The sequence below is a fragment of the Enterococcus sp. DIV1304_2 genome, from assembly GCF_050555445.1.
Classification (GTDB): Bacteria; Bacillota; Bacilli; order Lactobacillales; family Enterococcaceae; genus Enterococcus_B; species Enterococcus_B pernyi.
The window spans coordinates 1,501,420-1,520,275 of sequence record NZ_CP187851.1 but is presented as its reverse complement, the minus strand read 5'-3'; the positions used below and the strand labels follow the sequence as shown (position 1 = coordinate 1,520,275).

General features: G+C 38.0%; 16 protein-coding genes and 1 riboswitch. Of the genes, 11 read left to right on the top strand and 5 right to left on the bottom strand.

Features of this window, described 5'->3' with window-relative positions; translation table 11 throughout:
- Positions 1–296 precede the first annotated feature (296 nt).
- The 6 genes from IGJ14_RS07050 to IGJ14_RS07025 are packed head-to-tail and all read left to right on the top strand — an operon-like array spanning position 297 to position 7,210.
- On the top strand, positions 297–1,367 hold the full coding sequence (locus tag IGJ14_RS07050) for an ABC transporter ATP-binding protein (protein ID WP_430608460.1): 1,071 nt from the start codon (positions 297–299) through the stop codon (positions 1,365–1,367).
- Complete coding sequence (locus IGJ14_RS07045; protein WP_019724472.1) at positions 1,367–2,254, top strand: carbohydrate ABC transporter permease; 888 nt, start codon at positions 1,367–1,369, stop codon at positions 2,252–2,254. Before IGJ14_RS07050 ends, IGJ14_RS07045 begins: the two co-directional genes overlap by 1 nt.
- Positions 2,251–3,069, top strand: a complete 819-nt coding sequence (locus IGJ14_RS07040) for a carbohydrate ABC transporter permease (RefSeq protein WP_065096374.1) — start codon at positions 2,251–2,253, stop codon at positions 3,067–3,069. Before IGJ14_RS07045 ends, IGJ14_RS07040 begins: the two co-directional genes overlap by 4 nt.
- Positions 3,053–4,333 (top strand): MBL fold metallo-hydrolase, encoded by a 1,281-nt coding sequence (locus IGJ14_RS07035; RefSeq protein WP_019724212.1) that lies wholly within the window; start codon positions 3,053–3,055, stop codon positions 4,331–4,333. Before IGJ14_RS07040 ends, IGJ14_RS07035 begins: the two co-directional genes overlap by 17 nt.
- A gap of 17 nt (positions 4,334–4,350) precedes the next feature.
- Positions 4,351–5,634: an extracellular solute-binding protein gene (locus IGJ14_RS07030; protein WP_430608457.1), complete on the top strand. Its 1,284-nt coding sequence runs from the start codon at positions 4,351–4,353 to the stop codon at positions 5,632–5,634.
- Positions 5,635–5,656: 22 nt separating this feature from the next.
- Positions 5,657–7,210 (top strand): bifunctional metallophosphatase/5'-nucleotidase, encoded by a 1,554-nt coding sequence (locus tag IGJ14_RS07025; protein ID WP_430608455.1) that lies wholly within the window; start codon positions 5,657–5,659, stop codon positions 7,208–7,210.
- Between the two features lie 79 nt (positions 7,211–7,289).
- Here IGJ14_RS07025 and IGJ14_RS07020 read toward each other — a convergent pair whose 3' ends face one another.
- Positions 7,290–8,057 (bottom strand): ankyrin repeat domain-containing protein, encoded by a 768-nt coding sequence (locus IGJ14_RS07020; protein WP_104776657.1) that lies wholly within the window; start codon positions 8,055–8,057, stop codon positions 7,290–7,292.
- A gap of 437 nt (positions 8,058–8,494) precedes the next feature.
- Here IGJ14_RS07020 and IGJ14_RS07015 point away from each other — a divergent pair, with 437 nt between their 5' ends.
- From IGJ14_RS07015 to IGJ14_RS06995, 5 genes are all read left to right on the top strand, one after another.
- Complete coding sequence (locus IGJ14_RS07015; RefSeq protein ID WP_104776656.1) at positions 8,495–9,838, top strand: lytic polysaccharide monooxygenase; 1,344 nt, start codon at positions 8,495–8,497, stop codon at positions 9,836–9,838.
- A gap of 149 nt (positions 9,839–9,987) precedes the next feature.
- Positions 9,988–10,602: a flavin reductase family protein gene (locus IGJ14_RS07010; protein WP_104776655.1), complete on the top strand. Its 615-nt coding sequence runs from the start codon at positions 9,988–9,990 to the stop codon at positions 10,600–10,602.
- Positions 10,603–10,767: 165 nt separating this feature from the next.
- Positions 10,768–10,934, top strand: a riboswitch (M-box (ykoK) riboswitch).
- A gap of 319 nt (positions 10,935–11,253) precedes the next feature.
- Positions 11,254–12,135, top strand: coding sequence for an LCP family protein (locus IGJ14_RS07005; RefSeq protein WP_104776654.1), 882 nt, complete (start codon positions 11,254–11,256; stop codon positions 12,133–12,135).
- Positions 12,136–12,310: 175 nt separating this feature from the next.
- Positions 12,311–14,344: a penicillin-binding transpeptidase domain-containing protein gene (locus IGJ14_RS07000; protein WP_430608452.1), complete on the top strand. Its 2,034-nt coding sequence runs from the start codon at positions 12,311–12,313 to the stop codon at positions 14,342–14,344.
- 102 nt (positions 14,345–14,446) lie between these two features.
- Positions 14,447–14,731, top strand: coding sequence for a hypothetical protein (locus IGJ14_RS06995; protein WP_019724042.1), 285 nt, complete (start codon positions 14,447–14,449; stop codon positions 14,729–14,731).
- Positions 14,732–14,799: 68 nt separating this feature from the next.
- Here the strand turns inward: IGJ14_RS06995 and IGJ14_RS06990 are convergent, their stop codons facing one another.
- The 4 genes from IGJ14_RS06990 to IGJ14_RS06975 all read right to left on the bottom strand — a co-directional run bounded on the left by IGJ14_RS06990 (position 14,800) and on the right by IGJ14_RS06975 (position 18,749).
- A complete protein-coding gene (locus IGJ14_RS06990; protein WP_019724041.1) occupies positions 14,800–15,951 on the bottom strand; it encodes a cation:proton antiporter in 1,152 nt (383 codons plus the stop codon).
- A gap of 174 nt (positions 15,952–16,125) precedes the next feature.
- Positions 16,126–16,653, bottom strand: a complete 528-nt coding sequence (locus tag IGJ14_RS06985) for a DUF308 domain-containing protein (protein WP_019724040.1) — start codon at positions 16,651–16,653, stop codon at positions 16,126–16,128.
- 69 nt (positions 16,654–16,722) lie between these two features.
- Positions 16,723–17,073: a DUF2200 domain-containing protein gene (locus IGJ14_RS06980; RefSeq protein WP_019724039.1), complete on the bottom strand. Its 351-nt coding sequence runs from the start codon at positions 17,071–17,073 to the stop codon at positions 16,723–16,725.
- Between the two features lie 143 nt (positions 17,074–17,216).
- Positions 17,217–18,749 carry a helix-turn-helix domain-containing protein gene (locus IGJ14_RS06975; RefSeq protein WP_108144123.1) on the bottom strand — a complete coding sequence of 511 codons (1,533 nt, stop codon included), beginning with the start codon at positions 18,747–18,749 and terminating at the stop codon, positions 17,217–17,219.
- Positions 18,750–18,856 lie beyond the last annotated feature (107 nt).

Here is an 18,856-nt window from a genome sequence, read left to right as displayed (position 1 = left end):
GAATGTTTAACTGATAGACAAGTGTTATTTCTAGTCTTGGTGTTGAATTTTGCTATAGATAAAGCTTTTTTTCTTTGTTATCCTTTTATTGAAATATTACATAAAAGAGTTTCGCTTGCTCTATTTTATAACACTTATTCAATGTTCTATGGAACAAAAACAAATAAACAAGTAGTTAAGAATATTTTCAAGATATTTACAAATAATATATGTAATCTAAATATTCGAACGTTAAGATGAAGATATGAAAGAAAACAACTGTCATAAAAAATATAAGGAAGAGCGGAGGGTCACTTATGATTGAGGTGATCGGATTACAGAAAACTTTTGATAATGGCTTTGAAGCATTGAAAAAAGTTGATTTTTCGATAAAAAAAGGAGAACTTGTTTGTCTTTTAGGTCCTAGTGGCTGTGGTAAATCGACGATGTTGAACCTCATCGCAGGACTGTTACAGCCTACAGATGGAGATATTCGCTTTAATGGAGAATCGATCATCAAAACGGAGCCAAAAGACCGAAATATCGGATTTGTTTTTCAAAATTACGCGTTGTACCCACACATGACTGTCTTAGAGAATATTATGTTTCCTTTGTTAGTTGGAGATAACAAAAAGAAAAAAGCCGAGGCAAAAGTCATTGCTGAGAAATATATGGAATTAACGAATATCCAAGAGTTGCAGAATAAGAAACCTGGAACTTTATCTGGTGGGCAACAGCAACGTGTAGCGATTACAAGAGCATTAGTGCAAGAACCAGAAGTCTTATTATTGGATGAACCTTTAAGTAATCTAGATGCTCGACTACGCTTGAAGATTCGCGAAGAAATTCGAAGGTTAGTGAAGGAAGTCGGGATCACGACGATTTTTGTCACCCATGATCAAGAAGAAGCTCTATCGATCAGTGACAAAATCATCTTATTGGAAGATGGTAAGATACAACAAGAAGATGATCCTCAAAATCTCTATTTAGAGCCAGAAAATTTATTCGTTGCAAAATTCATCGGTAATCCGATCATTAATTTTTTACCAATCGAAGTCATCAGTGATAGGGTCAAACATGCGTCGTTTGACTTACCGCTCAGTCGGTTTCTTGATCAGCGTTTCAAAGAATTGATGACAGATGGAAAATACTACTTAGGTATACGTCCGGAAGATATCTTACCAAGTGATAAGGGTCCCTTGAAAGGGAATATTCAAAGTGTTGAGTTGATTGGTCGAGAACGAATTTTACACTTTGAACTTGCTGGGGAACGAATAAAGTCGATCGTGCGTGTAGAAAATGAAATCAGTGAAGGAACTGTGATCACCTTTGACTTGGCCTATCATAAAGTGTTCATATTCCGCCTTGATGGAGAGAGGATCTATTGATGGTAAAGAAAAATTATAACTCTGAAAATCAACTAAAAGCTTGGTATTTTTTACTTCCAGCATTACTTGCAATTTTCGTATTCAATATCTATCCGCTTTTTCGTGCTTTTTTTATGAGTTTTCAAAAAGGGACATTGATCAATCCTCGCTTTGCAGGATTTGAGAATTACCAACGTCTGTTTAGTGATCCAGTATTTTTTCGCGCATTGAAAAATACTGCGTTCTACAGTTTCACCGTCGTACCGATTGCTTTGATCCTTTCACTAGGGATTGCGTGGGTGATTTTTGAAAAAGTAAAGTATAAATCATTTTTTGAAGCGATTTTTTTTATGCCTTATGTTACGAGTACGATTGCGATCGGTATTGTTTTTCGCTATTTTTTCAACGGGTCATACGGGCTCATCAATTATTTACTCGAGTTCGTTGGGCTTCCACGAGTGAACTGGTTAGATAGTGTTTCAATGAGTATGCCCACTTTGATCATCTTTGGTATTTGGACAAGTCTAGCTTTCAATATCATCATATTATTAGCGGGATTACGTAATATCGAGAAAGAGCATTACAAGATCGCGAAGATGTTTGGCGCAAATGAATGGGAGATTTTTGTGAAGATCACACTACCACAATTGCTGCCTACACTTACGTTTCTCCTAACAGTCAATCTGATTGGCGCGTTTAAAATCTATACGCAAGTCTACGCACTATTTGGGGGTCAAGCAGGGATTGCTAAAAGTGCGATGACCGCAGTGTTTTACATTTATGATAAGTTCCATGTTGCAGGTAGACCAGGTCTAGCTATGGCAGCGACACTTGTTTTATTCTTGCTTATTCTGAGTATTACTTTCTTCCAACAGTTGATTTTGAAGAAGGTGGGGAGACAAAGATGAAAAAAATGGTTACGTTGCTCTCACTTTTATTTTTGACAATATTAGGAATCATTACTGTGTTTCCATTTATCTATATGATACTCGGTGGATTGATGACGTATCGAGAAGCAACAAGTATTCCACCAACTGTCTTACCTGAATCTTTTCAATGGGTGAATTATTTCTCAGTATTCGAAAAAGCGCCATTTGTCCAGTATTTCATCAACACGGCATTTGTATCATTAGTGACTACATTGGCAACAGTCATCACTTCACTGTTTGCAGCGTTTGCTTTAGCGACATTGGAATTTCGATACAAGAAAATCGTGATGCTAGGATTGATTTCTTTGTTGATGATTCCTTACGAGTCGATCATTTTTACGAACTATAATACGATTGCACGTTTAGGCTTGTTGAACTCTTACACTGCTTTGATCTTGCCGTTTTTGACGAGTATTTTTTATATTTATTATTTGACTAATTACTTGAAAAGTATTTCGCGTTCTTTTTATCAAGCAGCTAAGATCGATGGAGCTTCTGACATGGAATATATCAAAAAGATCCTTATTCCTATGTCCAAGCCAGCACTGGTCACAGTAGGGATTTTGACCTTCATTTCGAGTTGGAACTCCTTTTTATGGCCGTTATTGGTCACTAATGACAAAAGATTTCGATTATTGAACAACGGCTTGTCGGCATTTACCAGCGAAAGTGGCAGTGACGTTCACTTACAATTAGCAGCGGCCACCTTGACCGTATTACCAATCGTGCTTATTTACTTTATTTTTAGAAAAGAAATCATCCGAGGAGTGGCAAAAAATGGGATCAAAGGCTAATCAAAAAACCAGCATTACCTTTCACAGTGGACTTTTGACAATTGGTGGGACAGTCATTGAAGTTGCTTACGGCGACGATAGAATCTTTTTTGACTTTGGGACAGAATATCATCCTGAGATCAAATTGCCAAACGAAGAGCTATCGACTTTACTAGATGTGGGATTTATTCCAGCAATCGACATTTATGATCCACGATTGACCACGAACAAGAAGGAATCTAATTTTGTAAATACCGCAGTATTCTTATCGCATGTTCACTTGGACCATACAAAAATGATCAATTATCTTGATCCAGAGATCCCATTATATACATTGGAACCGACCAAAAATTTATTGGAGACCTTAAATCGTAACGGGACATTCTTGTTGCCTTCACCTTATATAGAAGGAAATACACGAACGATCAGAACGATTGCGCCTTGTCAGGATCTTCACATCGGCGAATTGATGATTCGTTTGTTTCCTGTGGATCATGATGCATATGGTGCAGCAGCCTTTCTTATCGAGACGCCAACTGCCTTGATTGCTTATTCTGGTGACCTTCGGCTACATGGATTTGATCGCCATTTAACAGAGGAATTCTGTGAAGCGGCACAGAAAGTCGATGTATTGATGCTTGAAGGAGTGAGTATTAGTTTCCCAGAGAACGAGAAGAAAAATGAGATATCACCAGACAGCGAACGAGCGTTAACGGAGCAACTGGTCAAGTTGATCCAAGAAAACGAGAATCGTCAATTGACTTTCAATTTTTATCCAGCGAACATCAAACGCTGGGAAGCTTTGATCGATGCTTCCCCACGACGAGTAGTTGTCGAAGCAGAAATGGCTTTGCTTTTACAAGAAGTCGCTAAACGAGAAGTTCCTTATTACTACGCTGAGAAGAAAGAGCGGATCGGTACATTAGACCCCCAACTTGAGTATTCTTACGAAACTTTATTAGCAGATTCGACGGATTATTTCTGGCAATTTGTTGGTGAAGTTGATTCATTACAAAAAGGAGGTCTGTATATACACAGTGATGCCCAACCATTAGGCGAGTTTGATCCACAGTACGCGATTTTTAGAGGAGCTTTTGAAAAGCAACAAGTGGAATTTAAGCAGTCATCATTATCAGGTCATGCAAAACCAGCGGATCTAGCAGAAATCATCGATCGGATAAAACCTGCTACGTTGGTCCCCATCCATACATTAAAACCTGAAAGCATGCACAATCCATATGGAAGCAGAGTATTAGTAAAAAGAGGCGAAACCATTCAACTATAATTGGAGGAAGATGAAAAATGAAATGGACAACTATTAGTAAGTTTTTGGTAGCATCAGCAGCTGTAATGACTTTAGGCGCTTGTGGGAACACTGGCTCGAATGCCTCTTCATCTAGTGAAGAAATCGTCACTGATTTAACAGAAGAGACGACGATCACTTTTTGGCACGCAATGAATGGTGCGCAAGAAACAGCGTTACAAAAAATGACCGATGATTTTGTCAAAGCAAACCCAAATATCAAAGTCGAATTACAAAATCAAGCCCAATATTCTGATCTACAAGCAAAGATCAATGCTACTCTTCCATCAGCAGGAGATCTTCCAACAATCACTCAGGCCTATCCTGGTTGGTTATATAACGCGGCTCAAGATGAGATGCTCGTCGATCTACAACCTTTGATCGATAATGACACGATTGGTTGGCAAGACCAAGAAGAGATTCGTAGCTCTTTGATGGATGGCGCCAAGATCGATGATGTCCAGTATGGTATTCCTTTTAATAAATCGACTGAAATGCTCTTTTATAACAAAGATATGTTGGAAAAATATGATGTCGCTGTGCCAACGACATTCGCTGAACTCAAAGAAGCATCCCAAAAGATTTATGAAGCAACGGATGGCGAAGTTGTAGGTGCCGGCTTTGATTCTTTGAACAACTATTATACGATCGGTATGGAAAACAAAGGGGTTGAATTTAACAAAGAGTTAGATTTGACCAGTGACAAATCAAAAGAATTGATCAACTATTACGCGGAGGGTGTCAAAGATGGATACTTCCGGATCGCGGGATCAGACAACTATTTATCAGGGCCTTTTGCCAATCAAAAAGTAGCTATGTTTATCGGATCGATTGCAGGAGAAGGATATGTGAAGAAAGATACGGAAGGTGTATTTACGTATGATGTTGCTCCACGCCCTGAAAAAATCAATTTACAACAAGGAACGGATCTCTACATGTTCAGTAGTGCCACACCAGAAGAACGGACAGCTGCATTTTTATATATGAAATTCTTATCAGAGCCAGAAAACCAATTGTATTGGGCAACCATGACTGGTTACATGCCAACGATCGAATCAGTATTAGAAAGTGATGACTACAAAAATTCATCGGAAACAAAAGTCCCACGACAGTTAGAAGAGGCAACGAAAGAATTGTTCTCGATTCCAGTCGTGGAGAATAGTGACAATGCGTTCAACGAAATGCGTACGATCATGGAGAATATATTAGCTAACACAAATCAAGATACAGATCAATTGATCACAGATTCAGTACCCCAGTTAGAAGATGCTTGGAACCAATAAAAACGACTGAGAGGGTGAAATAATGGAAGTAACGATCCTTGCAACAAGTGACATGCACGGCTACGTTCTGCCGACGAATTATGCCAATGACTTAGAACAACCATTTGGTGTGGCGAAGGTAGCTGGAAAAGTGAAGGAATTAAGAGAAGCAGCGAGCGGTCCGGTATTCATGATTGAGAACGGTGACTTTATCCAAGGTTCGCCACTAAGTTATTTTGTTGCAAAACAACCGGAGTATTCTGTCTCGACGTTAACAAAGCTTCTAAACGGCATGAACTATGATGTTGGTGTATTAGGGAACCATGAATTCAACTATGGCTGGTCATACTTGAATGAAGCAATCCAATCCTATGATTTCCCAATAGTCGTAGCCAATATGTTAAGGAAGAATCAACAGGAATCGGTGTTACCTCCGTATCAGATCATTGAGAAACAAGGGATCAAAGTGGCGGTCTTGGGACTAGTGACCCAGTATATCCCAAACTGGGAAAATCCAGAAACAATCAAGGATCTTCACTTTGTGTCGGCTGTGGAAACGGCCAAAAAGTACGTGCCACTATTACGTGAGTTAGCAGATTTAGTCGTCGTTGCATACCATGGTGGTTTTGAAAAAGATCTAACAACAAACGAGCCGACTGAAGCAATGACTGGTGAAAACGAAGGAAGTCAATTGTTACAAGAAGTACCTGGGATCGATGCGTTAGTCACAGGGCATCAACATCGTGAAATTGCTGAAGTCGTTAATGGTGTACCAGTGATCCAACCAGGATATCGTGGGGCTTTTGTAGGAGCAATCAAACTAACTGTCAAAAAGCAAGATAACAAGTTTATCATCTTAGACCACTCATGTAAACTTTATCCAACGAAAGAGGCTTCTCCAGATCCTATCGTTCTTGAACAAGTTGCCCCGGTTTCAAAAGCATTAGATGTGTGGCTGGACCAACCAGTGGGAGAAGTACTGGGCGATTTAAGGATCATTGATCCTATGGCAGCTAGGGTCAATGAACATCCGTATATTGAATTGATCAATCGAATACAGATGGATGCGACTGGGGCAGAGATTTCAGGAACAGCTTTATTCAATAATGAAGTGACTGGATTCCCACAATCTGTCAGTATGCGTCATATTCTTACGAATTATATTTACCCGAATACACTGGCTGTTGTACGTGTGACTGGACAAGAGCTGAAAGCAGCGCTCGAACAAACGGCTGGTTACTTAACGGCAACCGATGAAGGAATTACGTTTGACCAAAAGTATATCCAGCCCAAACCTCAATATTATAATTATGATATGTATGAAGGAATCAATTACACGATCGATTTAAACCAACCAATCGGGCACCGCGTGACACGCTTTGAAAAAGAAGGGGAACCGATTCCCTTAGATAAGTCACTAGAAGTGGTGATCAATCAATATCGAGCAGTAGGCGGTGGAAATTATAAGATGTTTTCAGCGGAGAAGATCGTTAAAGAATGTCCGATCGATATGACAGAATTGATTGCCGAATATTTCAAACGAAAAAAAGTAATTGAAGCAAAAGTGGATCATAATTTCATTGTGATTGGAAAATAAAACGAATAATAGCATGAAAAATCTCCTTCGAATGAGTGTACGTCGCTTTCGGAGGAGATTTTCAGCATTTATATGCATGTTAAGATTTAGTCAGTTGTGCCAATAACTCAGTATAGCCTAGTTCTCTTGCGTAATCTTCTGCGGTTTTTCCTTGATTGTCACGTAACGTTTTGTCTGCCCCATGATTCAACAGTTCTTGAACGATTTGTTGATAGATTTCAGATCCATCTCGTAAGGCAACTGCTTCGATCAATGCGGTATAACCATAATTATTTTGATGATCGATGTCCACACGTGCGTCGGTTAATAGAAGTTTCACATTATCTAAATGGCCTTTTTCAGCTGCTGGAATCAAAGCATTACCACCAAAACGATTGACGATTTCTTGATTTGGTTCACGATGTTCCAACATATAAGATAGAATCTCTGTTTTCCCTTGTGCTCCAGCATAAAGGTAAGGGCTGTCCTGGATCATATCTTGGATGTCGATTGACGCACCGTGATCAATCAGAAGTTTGGCGATCTCGACAAAATCATGATGTGTGGCAATTAGTAAAGGTGTTTCGCCTTTGTCATTTTGTTCATCGATTGAATACTCTGTTTGTAAAATATCCTCAACTTTCTTTCGATCGTTGGCTTCAACTGCGGCTAATAAACTGCCAGATGGGTAACTCACAAGCGATTCCTCCGTTTCTTCGATTAAATGATCGGTTTGTTCAGTGGTTGTTTTTTCAACAGTAGAACTAGTGCTTTTCGTTTGTTCAGGAATAGGCATCTGCTGTGGCTCTTCACAACCCGTTATTAAAAACAATGAAACTGCAAAGGGCACGATCAGCCAAGCTCTCATAAATACGACCCCCTTTCTATCATCATATGATGAAGCAATCAATACCGCAAATGAATGAACTTACACTAGTAAAAGAATAAGGAATCGGTTGTTATTACACTTGAAGTTATAGTTTTTTTTATAAAAAAGAAATAACGGTAATTAATTAATTCTAATCCTGTAAATTTATAATAAAAAAATTAAGAATAAAAAATGATATTTTTTTAAAAAAGTTCAATACTAGGGTGCATCCATAAAATATTGTTTACACAACATTTTGTACGGTACTTTAACAAATTTTTCGTGTTTTTTTATTACCTTGCTTGCGGTAATTGCTGGTTAGATTTAATCTTATCTGTCTGTTATTCTTAATTTAAGATAACAAAAGCAAATACATAATATACATTTTTTCGAAAAGTTGATGTTATCTATATTAATCGTTAATTACGGAGGGAAACATGAAAAAACAAATTTTAGGAACCATTTTATGCTCAAGTATTTTATTTGGAGCAAGTCTAGCTATTGGTGGGAATGAAGCATCTGCACACGGATATGTACAGTCTCCTATCAGTCGTGGGTACCAAGGACATTTAGACAGAGACACAAACTGGAATGCTGCTTTCCAAAAATATGGAGCGGTTATCAACGAACCTCAATCTTTAGAAGCCTTAAAAGGATACCCTCAAGCTGGACCAGCTGATGGACAAATTGCATCAGCAGGTGGTTCACTTGGTGATTTCAATCTTGATCAACAAACTTCATCACTTTGGACAAAACAATCGATTGATCAAGGAGCAAACTTATTTACATGGCGCTATACTGTTGGACATGCAACAACAAAATGGCATTATTACATGACAAAAGCAGATTGGAATCCAAACGATAAATTAGAACGTTCTGATTTTGAATTGATTGGTACGATCAACCATAATGGAACACCAGCAACAACGACACCACACGCAATCAACGTACCAAGTGATCGTTTAGGTTACCATGTGATTTTAGCTGTTTGGGATGTAGCGGATACAGCTAATGCATTCTACAACGTGATTGATGTTGATGTGAAAGGTGATTCAGCTATTCCTGTGAAACCACAAGCACCTCAAAATGTACGTGCTGCAAATGTGACTGCTTCTTCTGTAGAATTAGCATGGAATGGCCAAGCCAATACTGTATCATACAACGTTTACCGTGACGGTGAATTAGTTGGAAATACAAATGATCCAGAATTTAAAGATGCAGGACTAAATGAAGAAACAACATACAACTATGAGATCGAAGCAGTTAGCCAAACTGGATTGACATCTGACAAAACAGCGATTTCAGTAACAACTAGAGCGACAACTGCTGAAGAAAAACCAACTGCTCCTAAAAACTTACATTCAATGGGTGAAACGACTTCAAGTGTGTCATTGATGTGGGGAGCTTCAACCCATACACAAGGTATCAAACAATATGATATCTATCGTAATGGTCAGTTAGTGGCTTCAACGCCATCTACTAGCTACACAGATGAAAACTTGGCTTCTGGCACAACATACTCATACGTGGTACGTGCAATCAGCACAACAGACGAAGTTTCAGATGCAAGTAACACTTTATCAGTGACAACGAAACAAGATGAAACAATCGAAGGAATCCGTGAATGGAAAGTAGGTACAATGGCTTCACCAGAACGTTATTCTATGAATGAAGAAGTAAGACACAATGGAAGAGTCTATATCACTATTGTTCCACATTTCAACTTTGGTGATGTTACTTGGGCACCTGACCAAGCACCAACATTATTCCGTTTGAAATAATCAATTTGACACTCAGCGCATGAAACTGCGCTGGGTGTTTTTTTGTGAATAAAGGTTGCAATAAGAACGTTTAGTTGACAATGAAGGAGATTGTCCGATACCATGACTATCATCAGGAATGATCATTCAACCAGAAAGTAGGAAAGCAAATGTTCAAACGAGTACCTTCAGAGTTAACAGAAAGAGAAAATTATAAACTGTTGATTGGCTCAGTTATCCCCCGACCGGTGGCAGTGGTTGCGACAAGGTCTTCAAAAAGAGTGACCAATGTAGCACCATTTAGTTACTTTAATATCGTCAGTTCCAATCCGCCGATACTTTCTTTAGCTATCCAAAGAAAAAACGGGGAATGGAAAGATACGGCAAAAAATCTTCTCGAAACAAAAGAAGCCGTGATCCATGTTCTAGACGAAAGAATACTTGTAGATGCGAATCAGACAGCTGCTAGCTTATCAAGCGAAGAAAGTGAATTGACCTTGACTTCTTTCAGCGTTTCCAAATCTGATACCATCGATGTTCCAAGGATCAATGAAGCTAGTATAGCTTTTGAGACCACACTCTATCAACATGTACCAATCAAAAAAGGCGAAGAAACAACAGCTGATTTATTTTTATTAGAAATAGCTGCTTATCAGATGAGTGAAAGTGTCTACGATGAACAAACAGGCTACATCGATCCTAAAAGTTTACAGCCAATCAGTCGCTTAGCTGGAAACGACTATGGGAAGCTTGGTGAGATTATTTCAATGTTACGCCCGAAATAATTGCACTGTGGACGAACTCGTTTTTCTAAAGACAAAAGAAGTTTCCTTACTTGTCATCAAGTCTTAAAATTTATTAAGTAAAGTTTAATTTAGTTATTTTATTCTTTTTTTTATTGATTATCGATTTGAAGAGGAATAAGATGGATTTTGTAAAAATCAAATAAGTACTAACCTTGTTAGGTGAGGCTCCTATACAAACATAGGCTATTGCTCAGAAACGTCGAAAGACGCCAATGGGTCAAACAGGAATTGTCGGATTAAGGCTTTTTCAAATAGCTAAGAATGCGTTCTTTACGTTGTATAGTGCTAAAACTCGGACGATGAGATGATGCCAGGTCAGAAATCTTGTTCGAAAAGGTTTCTGACCTTTTCTTATGCTTTCTATTTCTTTTTACCTCGCTTTACCTAACTTGTGTCTGGATGAGAAAGGGGGATGCGTTGGAAAAGCTATTTGATTTTATCACTAGAGGTATTCATTTCATTACAAAGAATGCCGAACGAAATAAAACAGAGAGACAAACAAAAAAGGTCGACGAGTTGCAGCTCAATCGACCCAAAGACATGTAAGAGAATATACTCTTTACTTGATTCATCATAATAGACAAAGGTCCTCGTTTCAAGTAGAAGAGTTTGAAAGGAAGAGGCAACTGAATGAAACCATTTCAAAAAATCGTATTAAGTATCTTGTTAGTGCTTGCAATGGTCATTGGCTTTTTTTCTTTTGAATTTATCCAAGGGTTCTCCTCAGTGAAACAATCTGCAACAGTTGAGAAAGTCGATGCACAAGATGTTCCATCGATCATCAATGTAGCATTGATTGGTTCTGATGCACGATCAAAAGAAGAAAATGGTCGTTCTGATTCTTTGATGGTCGCCCAATATGATCAGAAGACGAAACAAGCAAAATTGATTTCTATCATGAGAGATTCTTACGTCTCTATTCCTGGTTATGGAATGAATAAGATCAATGCCGCATATTCTTATGGTGGTATCGACTTATTGGACCAAACCTTACAAGATAATTTCAAGTTAGAGACCCCTTATTATGCAAGTATTACGTTTCAAGATTTTGTTGATTGTATCGATGAATTGTTTCCAGATGGTGTGACGATCGATGCAGAAAAAGATTTGGATTTAGATGGGGTAGCTATCAAAAAAGGAAAGCAAACAATGGACGGAAATACCTTGCTGCAATATGCTCGTTTTCGTGAAGACGAAGAAGGTGATTTTGGACGGATCCGTAGACAACAACAAGTCGTTGAGGCGGTAGCCAGTCAATTGAAAGATGTCACATCGATCATCAAATTACCCAAGGCGATCGGCAAACTTTTAGGTAGTATCCAAACCAATCTACCGGAAAGCGTACTGTTAGATTGTGGGTTAGATTTCCTAGATGACGAGAAGAAAATCGATACATTGTCCGTGCCCGTTGATAAAAGTTGGGACTTCAATGATCATACACCAGCTGGTAGTGTCTTGGAAATCGACTTGACTAAAAATCAGCAAGCGATACACGAGTTTTTGGACAAATAACCATATAACCCTATTGATAAACCAGTTCCTAAAACGAACTGGTTTATTTTGATTAAAAAAAAGTTAACATAAGAACAGTACTGGTTAAGAATCATTTGGGCTGCTGTTCTATTTCCTCTTCTATGTGTTAGAATATCTTTGATTCGTACTTTTAATAAAGAGAGGTATTCAAAACATGAAGAGGAGTGGCAGACAAAAGAAAAAATCGACCGGCATCTATATCGGAGCGGGAATCGTCGTCTTGCTTGCAGCAGCTGGTGGTGGCTTCTTTTATTATCAACACGTTCAGGAACAACAAGCAGTAAAAGCTGGAGAACAAACGATTGAAGGATTTATTGACTCCCTGAATCAGGAAAATTATGAAGAAGCGGTAAAATCACTTCAAGTAGAGAAGGATAGTGATCTTACTGAACAAGATATTTTGGAAAAATATCAAAACATTTATGGTGCAGCAGAGATCAGAGGGATCAAACTCTCAGACTTATCCGTGACAAAAAAAGCGAATGATACGTATGAGTTTACGTATAAAGCTAAAATGAATACGACGCTAGGTGAATTGAAAGACTTAGCATATGAAGGAACCTTGTCCAAAGAGGGAGACCAAACCAAAATCAATTGGCAACCTAATTTGATTTTTCCGCAAATGGAAGGACAAGATAAAGTCAGCTTGAGTACAGATGTAGCGTCACGTGGCGAAATCTTGGACCGTAATAAACAGCCGTTAGCGACAACTGGGAAATTAAAACAATTAGGTGTCGTACCTGCGAAATTAGGTGAGGGTGAGGAAAAATCAGCGAATATCAAAGCAATCGCTGAAGCATTCGATTTGACGGAAGCCAGTATAGAACAAGCGATTTCTCAAGGTTGGGTCCAACCGGATTACTTTGTTCCTTTAAAAATCATTGATGGGGAAACATTAGAACTTCCCAATGGAGCAACGATCCAAGAAGTTGACGGTCGTTATTATCCACTAGGGGAAGCCGCTGCCCAATTGATTGGATACGTAGGAGATATCACCGCAGAAGACATTGAGAAAAATCCTGAGTTGAGTAGCACAGGAAAAATCGGGCGTTCAGGCTTAGAAATGGCTTACGACAAAGAATTAAGAGGTACGAATGGCGGGAAGTTAAGTGTCACAGATGAAGAAGGAAATGAAAAAGCTGTCTTACTCCAACATGAAGTGAAAAATGGACAGGATATCCAGTTGACGATCGATGCCAATGCGCAAAAAACGGCCTTCGATAGCTTAGATGGAAAAACAGGTTCTACTGTGGCGACAGCCCCTAAATCTGGAGATTTGTTGGCACTTGTCAGTTCACCTAGCTATGACCCAAATAAAATGACGAACGGTATTTCCCAAGACGATTACAAAGCATATGAAGAAGACCCAAATCGTCCATTTATCAGTCGTTTTGCCACAGGTTATGCGCCGGGTTCAACATTCAAAATGATCACCGCAGCCATCGGTTTAGATAATGGCACATTGAATCCAGATGAAGTCTTGACGATCAATGGATTGAAGTGGCAGAAAGATAGCTCTTGGGGTTCTTACCAAGTGACGCGTGTGAGTGATGTACCACAAGTCAACTTGAAAAATGCTTTAGTTTATTCTGATAATATCTATATGGCACAAGAAACATTGAAAATGGGGGAAGAAGCCTTTAGAAAAGGACTTAATCAATTTATTTTTGGTGAAGATCTTGATTTACCGATCCAAATGAATCCTGCGCAGATCTCAAATGAAGACTCATTCAATTCGGAGATTTTGTTGGCAGATACAGGATATGGACAAGGACAATTGTTGATCAATCCGATCCAACAAGCAACGATGTATAGTGTTTTTGCAAATAATGGTAGTTTAGTCTATCCACGACTAGTCATGGATCAGGAAACAAAAGATAAGAAAAATGTTGTCAGTGAATCAAGTGTCCAAACGATTTTGCCGGATTTAGTCGATGTCGTGCAAGATCCGAACGGAACTGCACACTCGTTAGCTGCACTTGGCATTCCGCTTGCAGCAAAAACTGGCACAGCTGAAATCAAAGAAAAGCAAGATGAAAAAGGACAAGAAAACAGTTTCCTTTATGCAATCAATCCTCAGACAAATGGCTACTTAGTGATCAGCATGTTAGAAAACAAAGAAGAAGGCGATTCTGCCACTAATCGAGCGCCTGCTTTATTACAATATTTGAACCAAAATTACCAATAAATATAGAGTTTGAAATCGGATACAAAACTATTGGTTATTTTCCTTTTCTAGTGATACACTAGTCTATAGAAACGAGTGTAAATAACAAGAGGAGGAGATAAGATGACTGATGTTCCAAGAGCAGTAAAAGCGGAGATGGCAGCTAGCATGTTGAAGATCCAATTTGATAATGGTGAAATGAGATATTTAAAATCACATTTAGCAAAAGAACATGCAGAAGCTTTTTCGATGAAAAATGGCAAGAGAAAGAATAGTTTATTGGCTTCACAAACAACCTGGGTAGGCTCGACTATTGAAATTCAACCAGATGGCACTCTTGTTCTGAATGAAAATGATTATTACTCTCCAGAAGAGTTATGGAACGATAGCAAAGAGCATATTATTTGATCAAAAATAGAGCCTTTCTATTAGATTCGAGAAATCTAATAGAAAGGCTCTATTTATCTGAGAACGAATCACCCGTGATACACTTTTCTAGTAAAGTATTTAAGAATCAATGGAGAGATCAAGGTACTTAATAAGATTACGATCACAAGTGGAGAATAATATTTTGCTTCAATCAATTGGCTTTGTTGTCCAATTTGCAAGATGATCAACGCCATTTCACCACGTGAGATCATGCCAGCTCCTACCATAAAGGCACTATTCGTTGAAAAACCGGCTACTTTCGCCCCTAGATAACCACCACCAAGTTTAGTCAAGACTGCAACAGTCGTTAGGATCAAGATAAAAATCAATTGTTCCCCAAAGTTGGAAAAATCGACTTCTAGTCCAACACTGACAAAAAACACAGGGATGAACACTGCGTAACCTAATGCTTCAACATTATGGTACACCTCTTCTTTGACGGTCGTTTGACTCACAGCGATGCCTGCAAAAAATGCGCCAATGACTGAACTTAGTCCGATCAAATCAGCGATGTAGGACATACCTAGACATAAAACCAACGAAACGATGATGATTGCAGAGTTGGCATAGATTTTTCCAGCTAGTGACATCAAAAATGGGGCAATCCATTTGACCAATAAAAAAATAAAAATAAAGTAGATCACTTGCTCCAATAATAGAAGCGGTAAAGGGAGGCTACTGCCAGATTCTCCTGTCAAAAAAGATAAGCTGAAACTTAACACTAATACGACAAGGATATCATCAACTACCGAAGCACCTAAGATAGTCGAACCTTCTTTTGTGTTGACTACATGAAGTTCTTTCAATACTTCAACGGAGATACTCACAGAAGTGGCGGCAAGAATGATCCCAAAGAAAATAGCTTCATTCCTTGATACTTGAAAAATTTCACCCGTCAGCCAGCCAAATAATACGGGGAGTATGATCCCTAATAAAGCAACGAACATTCCTGGCCGAAAGTATTTTTTCAACAAAGAAAGATCACTTTCTAGTCCAGCTAAAAACATCAGTAAAATGACACCTATTTCTGAAAAATCATGGACGAGGATGTTGGGATGCACCCATCCAAGACCCGCACCACCAAGTAACACGCCAACGAGTAGTTGACCAATTACCGCAGGAATGCCAAACCTCCGTGAGAGATGAGAGCCAATGGTTGTCGCTATCAAGATCAAACAGAGAATACCTATAAATTCCATTCTTTTCATCCTTCCTTTCTCAAAAAGAATTTAGTTTATTCGTGTCAAATGACCTCCTAAACAGGATAACATAAATAACGTTATTTATGTAGTATCGTCCATTGAAGGAATAGATGAAAGCGTACAACAAAAAAGGTCAGGCATTTAAGCCCAACCTCGAAGTTAAATAACTAATCAATTGACATACATATTTCTTACTTTGAAGTAGTTGATGATCTCAGAGATTCCCATAAAGATCAAGATACCGCCAAAGATTTGGAAAAGGATCATCAAGCTTTGGAATGGATTAAATAGCAAAATCAATCCACCAATCAGTAAAATCACGCTGTATAATGACCAGCCTTTTGATTTCGTATTCAAACTAATGAACAATTGAAATGCGCCATTTGCTAAGATCATTAATCCTAAAAGAATCGGCAAGATAGAAACGATTGCTGATGCAAATAAGAACACGATCAGTCCGAAAACCAGAAAAGCAATCGCACTGAAAAGTCCAAACCCCCAAACGCCCGTTTTTTGCTTGTTTTTATAGGCTTCAAATAAATTGATCAGTCCCAGTAAAACAAAATAAGCAGTGATAAGATAGCCGACAAAATTAAATACGGCAGTCGGATTGATGACTATTGCGATACCGGCAATGATATAAATTGCTGCTCGTAAAAAAGCATGTCTTTGAAAATTGCTTCGAATAAGTTCATACATTATTATAACCTCCTTTTTTTTATTTTAACGGTTATTGATGTATAAACCAACTAATAACTAGTGATTCCATTATTTTCTAAGGATTTTTTCCATTTTCTTTCCTTTAGCTAATTCATCGATCAGTTTGTCTAAATAACGGATTTCTTGCATCAAAGGTTCTTCGATATTTTCTACTCTGACACCACAAATAACTCCGGTGATTAATTTACGGTCAGGATTCAATCTTGGTGCTTCAGCAAAGAAAGTTTTGAAATCCTTTTCCAATTGAATCTGTTCCTCTAATTCAGTTTGTCCATAGCCGGTCAACCAATGAATGATTTGGTCAACTTCCTCCTTTGTACGATTTTTTCGTTCTGCTTTCTTTATATAAAGAGGATAGACAGAAGAAAAAGTCATAGTAAAAATACGATGTTCAGTCATAGAAAAGCTCCTTTTTTGATTATTATATAATGAACTGTTCGAAAAGAATAGCTGTAGCTTCAAGTCACGTGAAAAATCAATGAACAGAGGGATATAGATATTAAGATCGCTACAAGAAACATAGGCATCTGTATCTGTGAAAATCAATGGAAGTCAGCATAATCACGTTCTTGTTTGATCTCAAAAATATAGATAGCTAACTGTGCAATCATCTTTTTCCAATCATCTGGACGAACGATGCCGTTTAACAAATAAATCTTTTTGATACTCTCAGGTAGCTGGTTTAGCGGGCAATCACTAATGACGATATCACATTGTTCCATATAGTAACGTTGGATGACGATCGCCTCTTTTGAAAAAATTTGTTCGATTTTAACAATTAAATCTTTACTGATATAAAAGTCTTTCGTATGATTCACACCGATGATGATCGGTGGTTGCTTTTTGAAACGGTCGTAGAAATGTAGTAATTCTTCGACTACCCAAGAAACATTTTCTTTTTCTAGAAAATCTGGTAAGTAATGCCAATTTTCTTGCCGGAAGTTCTCATAAAATTCAGCTACGACTGTTCTTAAGTGTTCATAGTTTTTCTGATCCTTATAAAGCAAGAAAGTCGGTAAAGGTGTATTCGGCTGTTCGCTATCCAAAAACGTATTGTGAAGTTTATTGATCGTAAAGGACAGTGCATATAATTTTTTTTGTTTTTCAGGTAGCTCTAAAGCGAAATGCTGACTGAATGCTTCAACTAAGTTCTTGGAATAAATCAAATAAGGGAAATCGATCGCTAACAGTCTTTGATAGTGCGTCAAACTTTGCTCTTCACTATCCAATTGAGAAATCGTTAGGCGTGCTAATAAATTGAGTATGATTCGTTGTTCCCGACAAATCGGTAGATCAGGATTCAAAATATCCACATCAGGTTCTATCAAAAGATCAATATACTTAAACTGGCTTAACTCTTTTTGAACATTTTCTAATGATGTCATGGGAAAATTATCTTGGCAAAGTTTCAAGAGAAGATACAGCTTATCCAAGACACCACCATTCATCCCATCCAATAAATCTTTTTTAAAGAAGGCATGGAGTGTGTACTCGATTTTTTTTGGCTCTTCCTTGTGATAGGGAAGGGAGGTATTAGCAAAAATCGTCCAATAGACATCTAGGAAACAATATTGGATTTGAATCTCACTACCGGTGATTATTTTCTTTCCCTTACTTGAAAACTTAAAGGAGATTCCATATAAAGCCAAAAATTGGTTGATTGCCTTCATTTTAGAATAGAGATATGAAGGACTGTAATTTGTCATTTGGCTGATCGTGACCATAGAGTTGACTTTCTGACGAAGTAAGGCAGCAATGATTTGGAAATTAGTTGATTCAAAACAATATTTACCAAATAATTCGTAATAACACGTCGCAAGGTCAGCATCGTTCAAAGAAATTTTGACGAATTTCTTGTTTTTCACTACTTCAACACTACTCAAGCCTAAAGATTGAAAATCCTGTTCGATTTCATGGAGATATAAAAGAAAGTTCGAATCAGACATCTTAAAGTAATCCGCTAGATAGTGCGTGGTGATAAAGAACTGATGCTCAGTTAAAAAAAGAAAAATCTCAAGTTTTGTTACATTTTTCTTCTTTAATAAAAACGTTTTGATTGCTTCTTGTGTTTGCATTGAAATTCCTCCGGTTGAAAATTTTACTGAAAATTTCTTTATTTTACACAAAAAAACAGTAAATCTTCCGTATCAATCTATATTATCTTATGTTTAACATGATAATG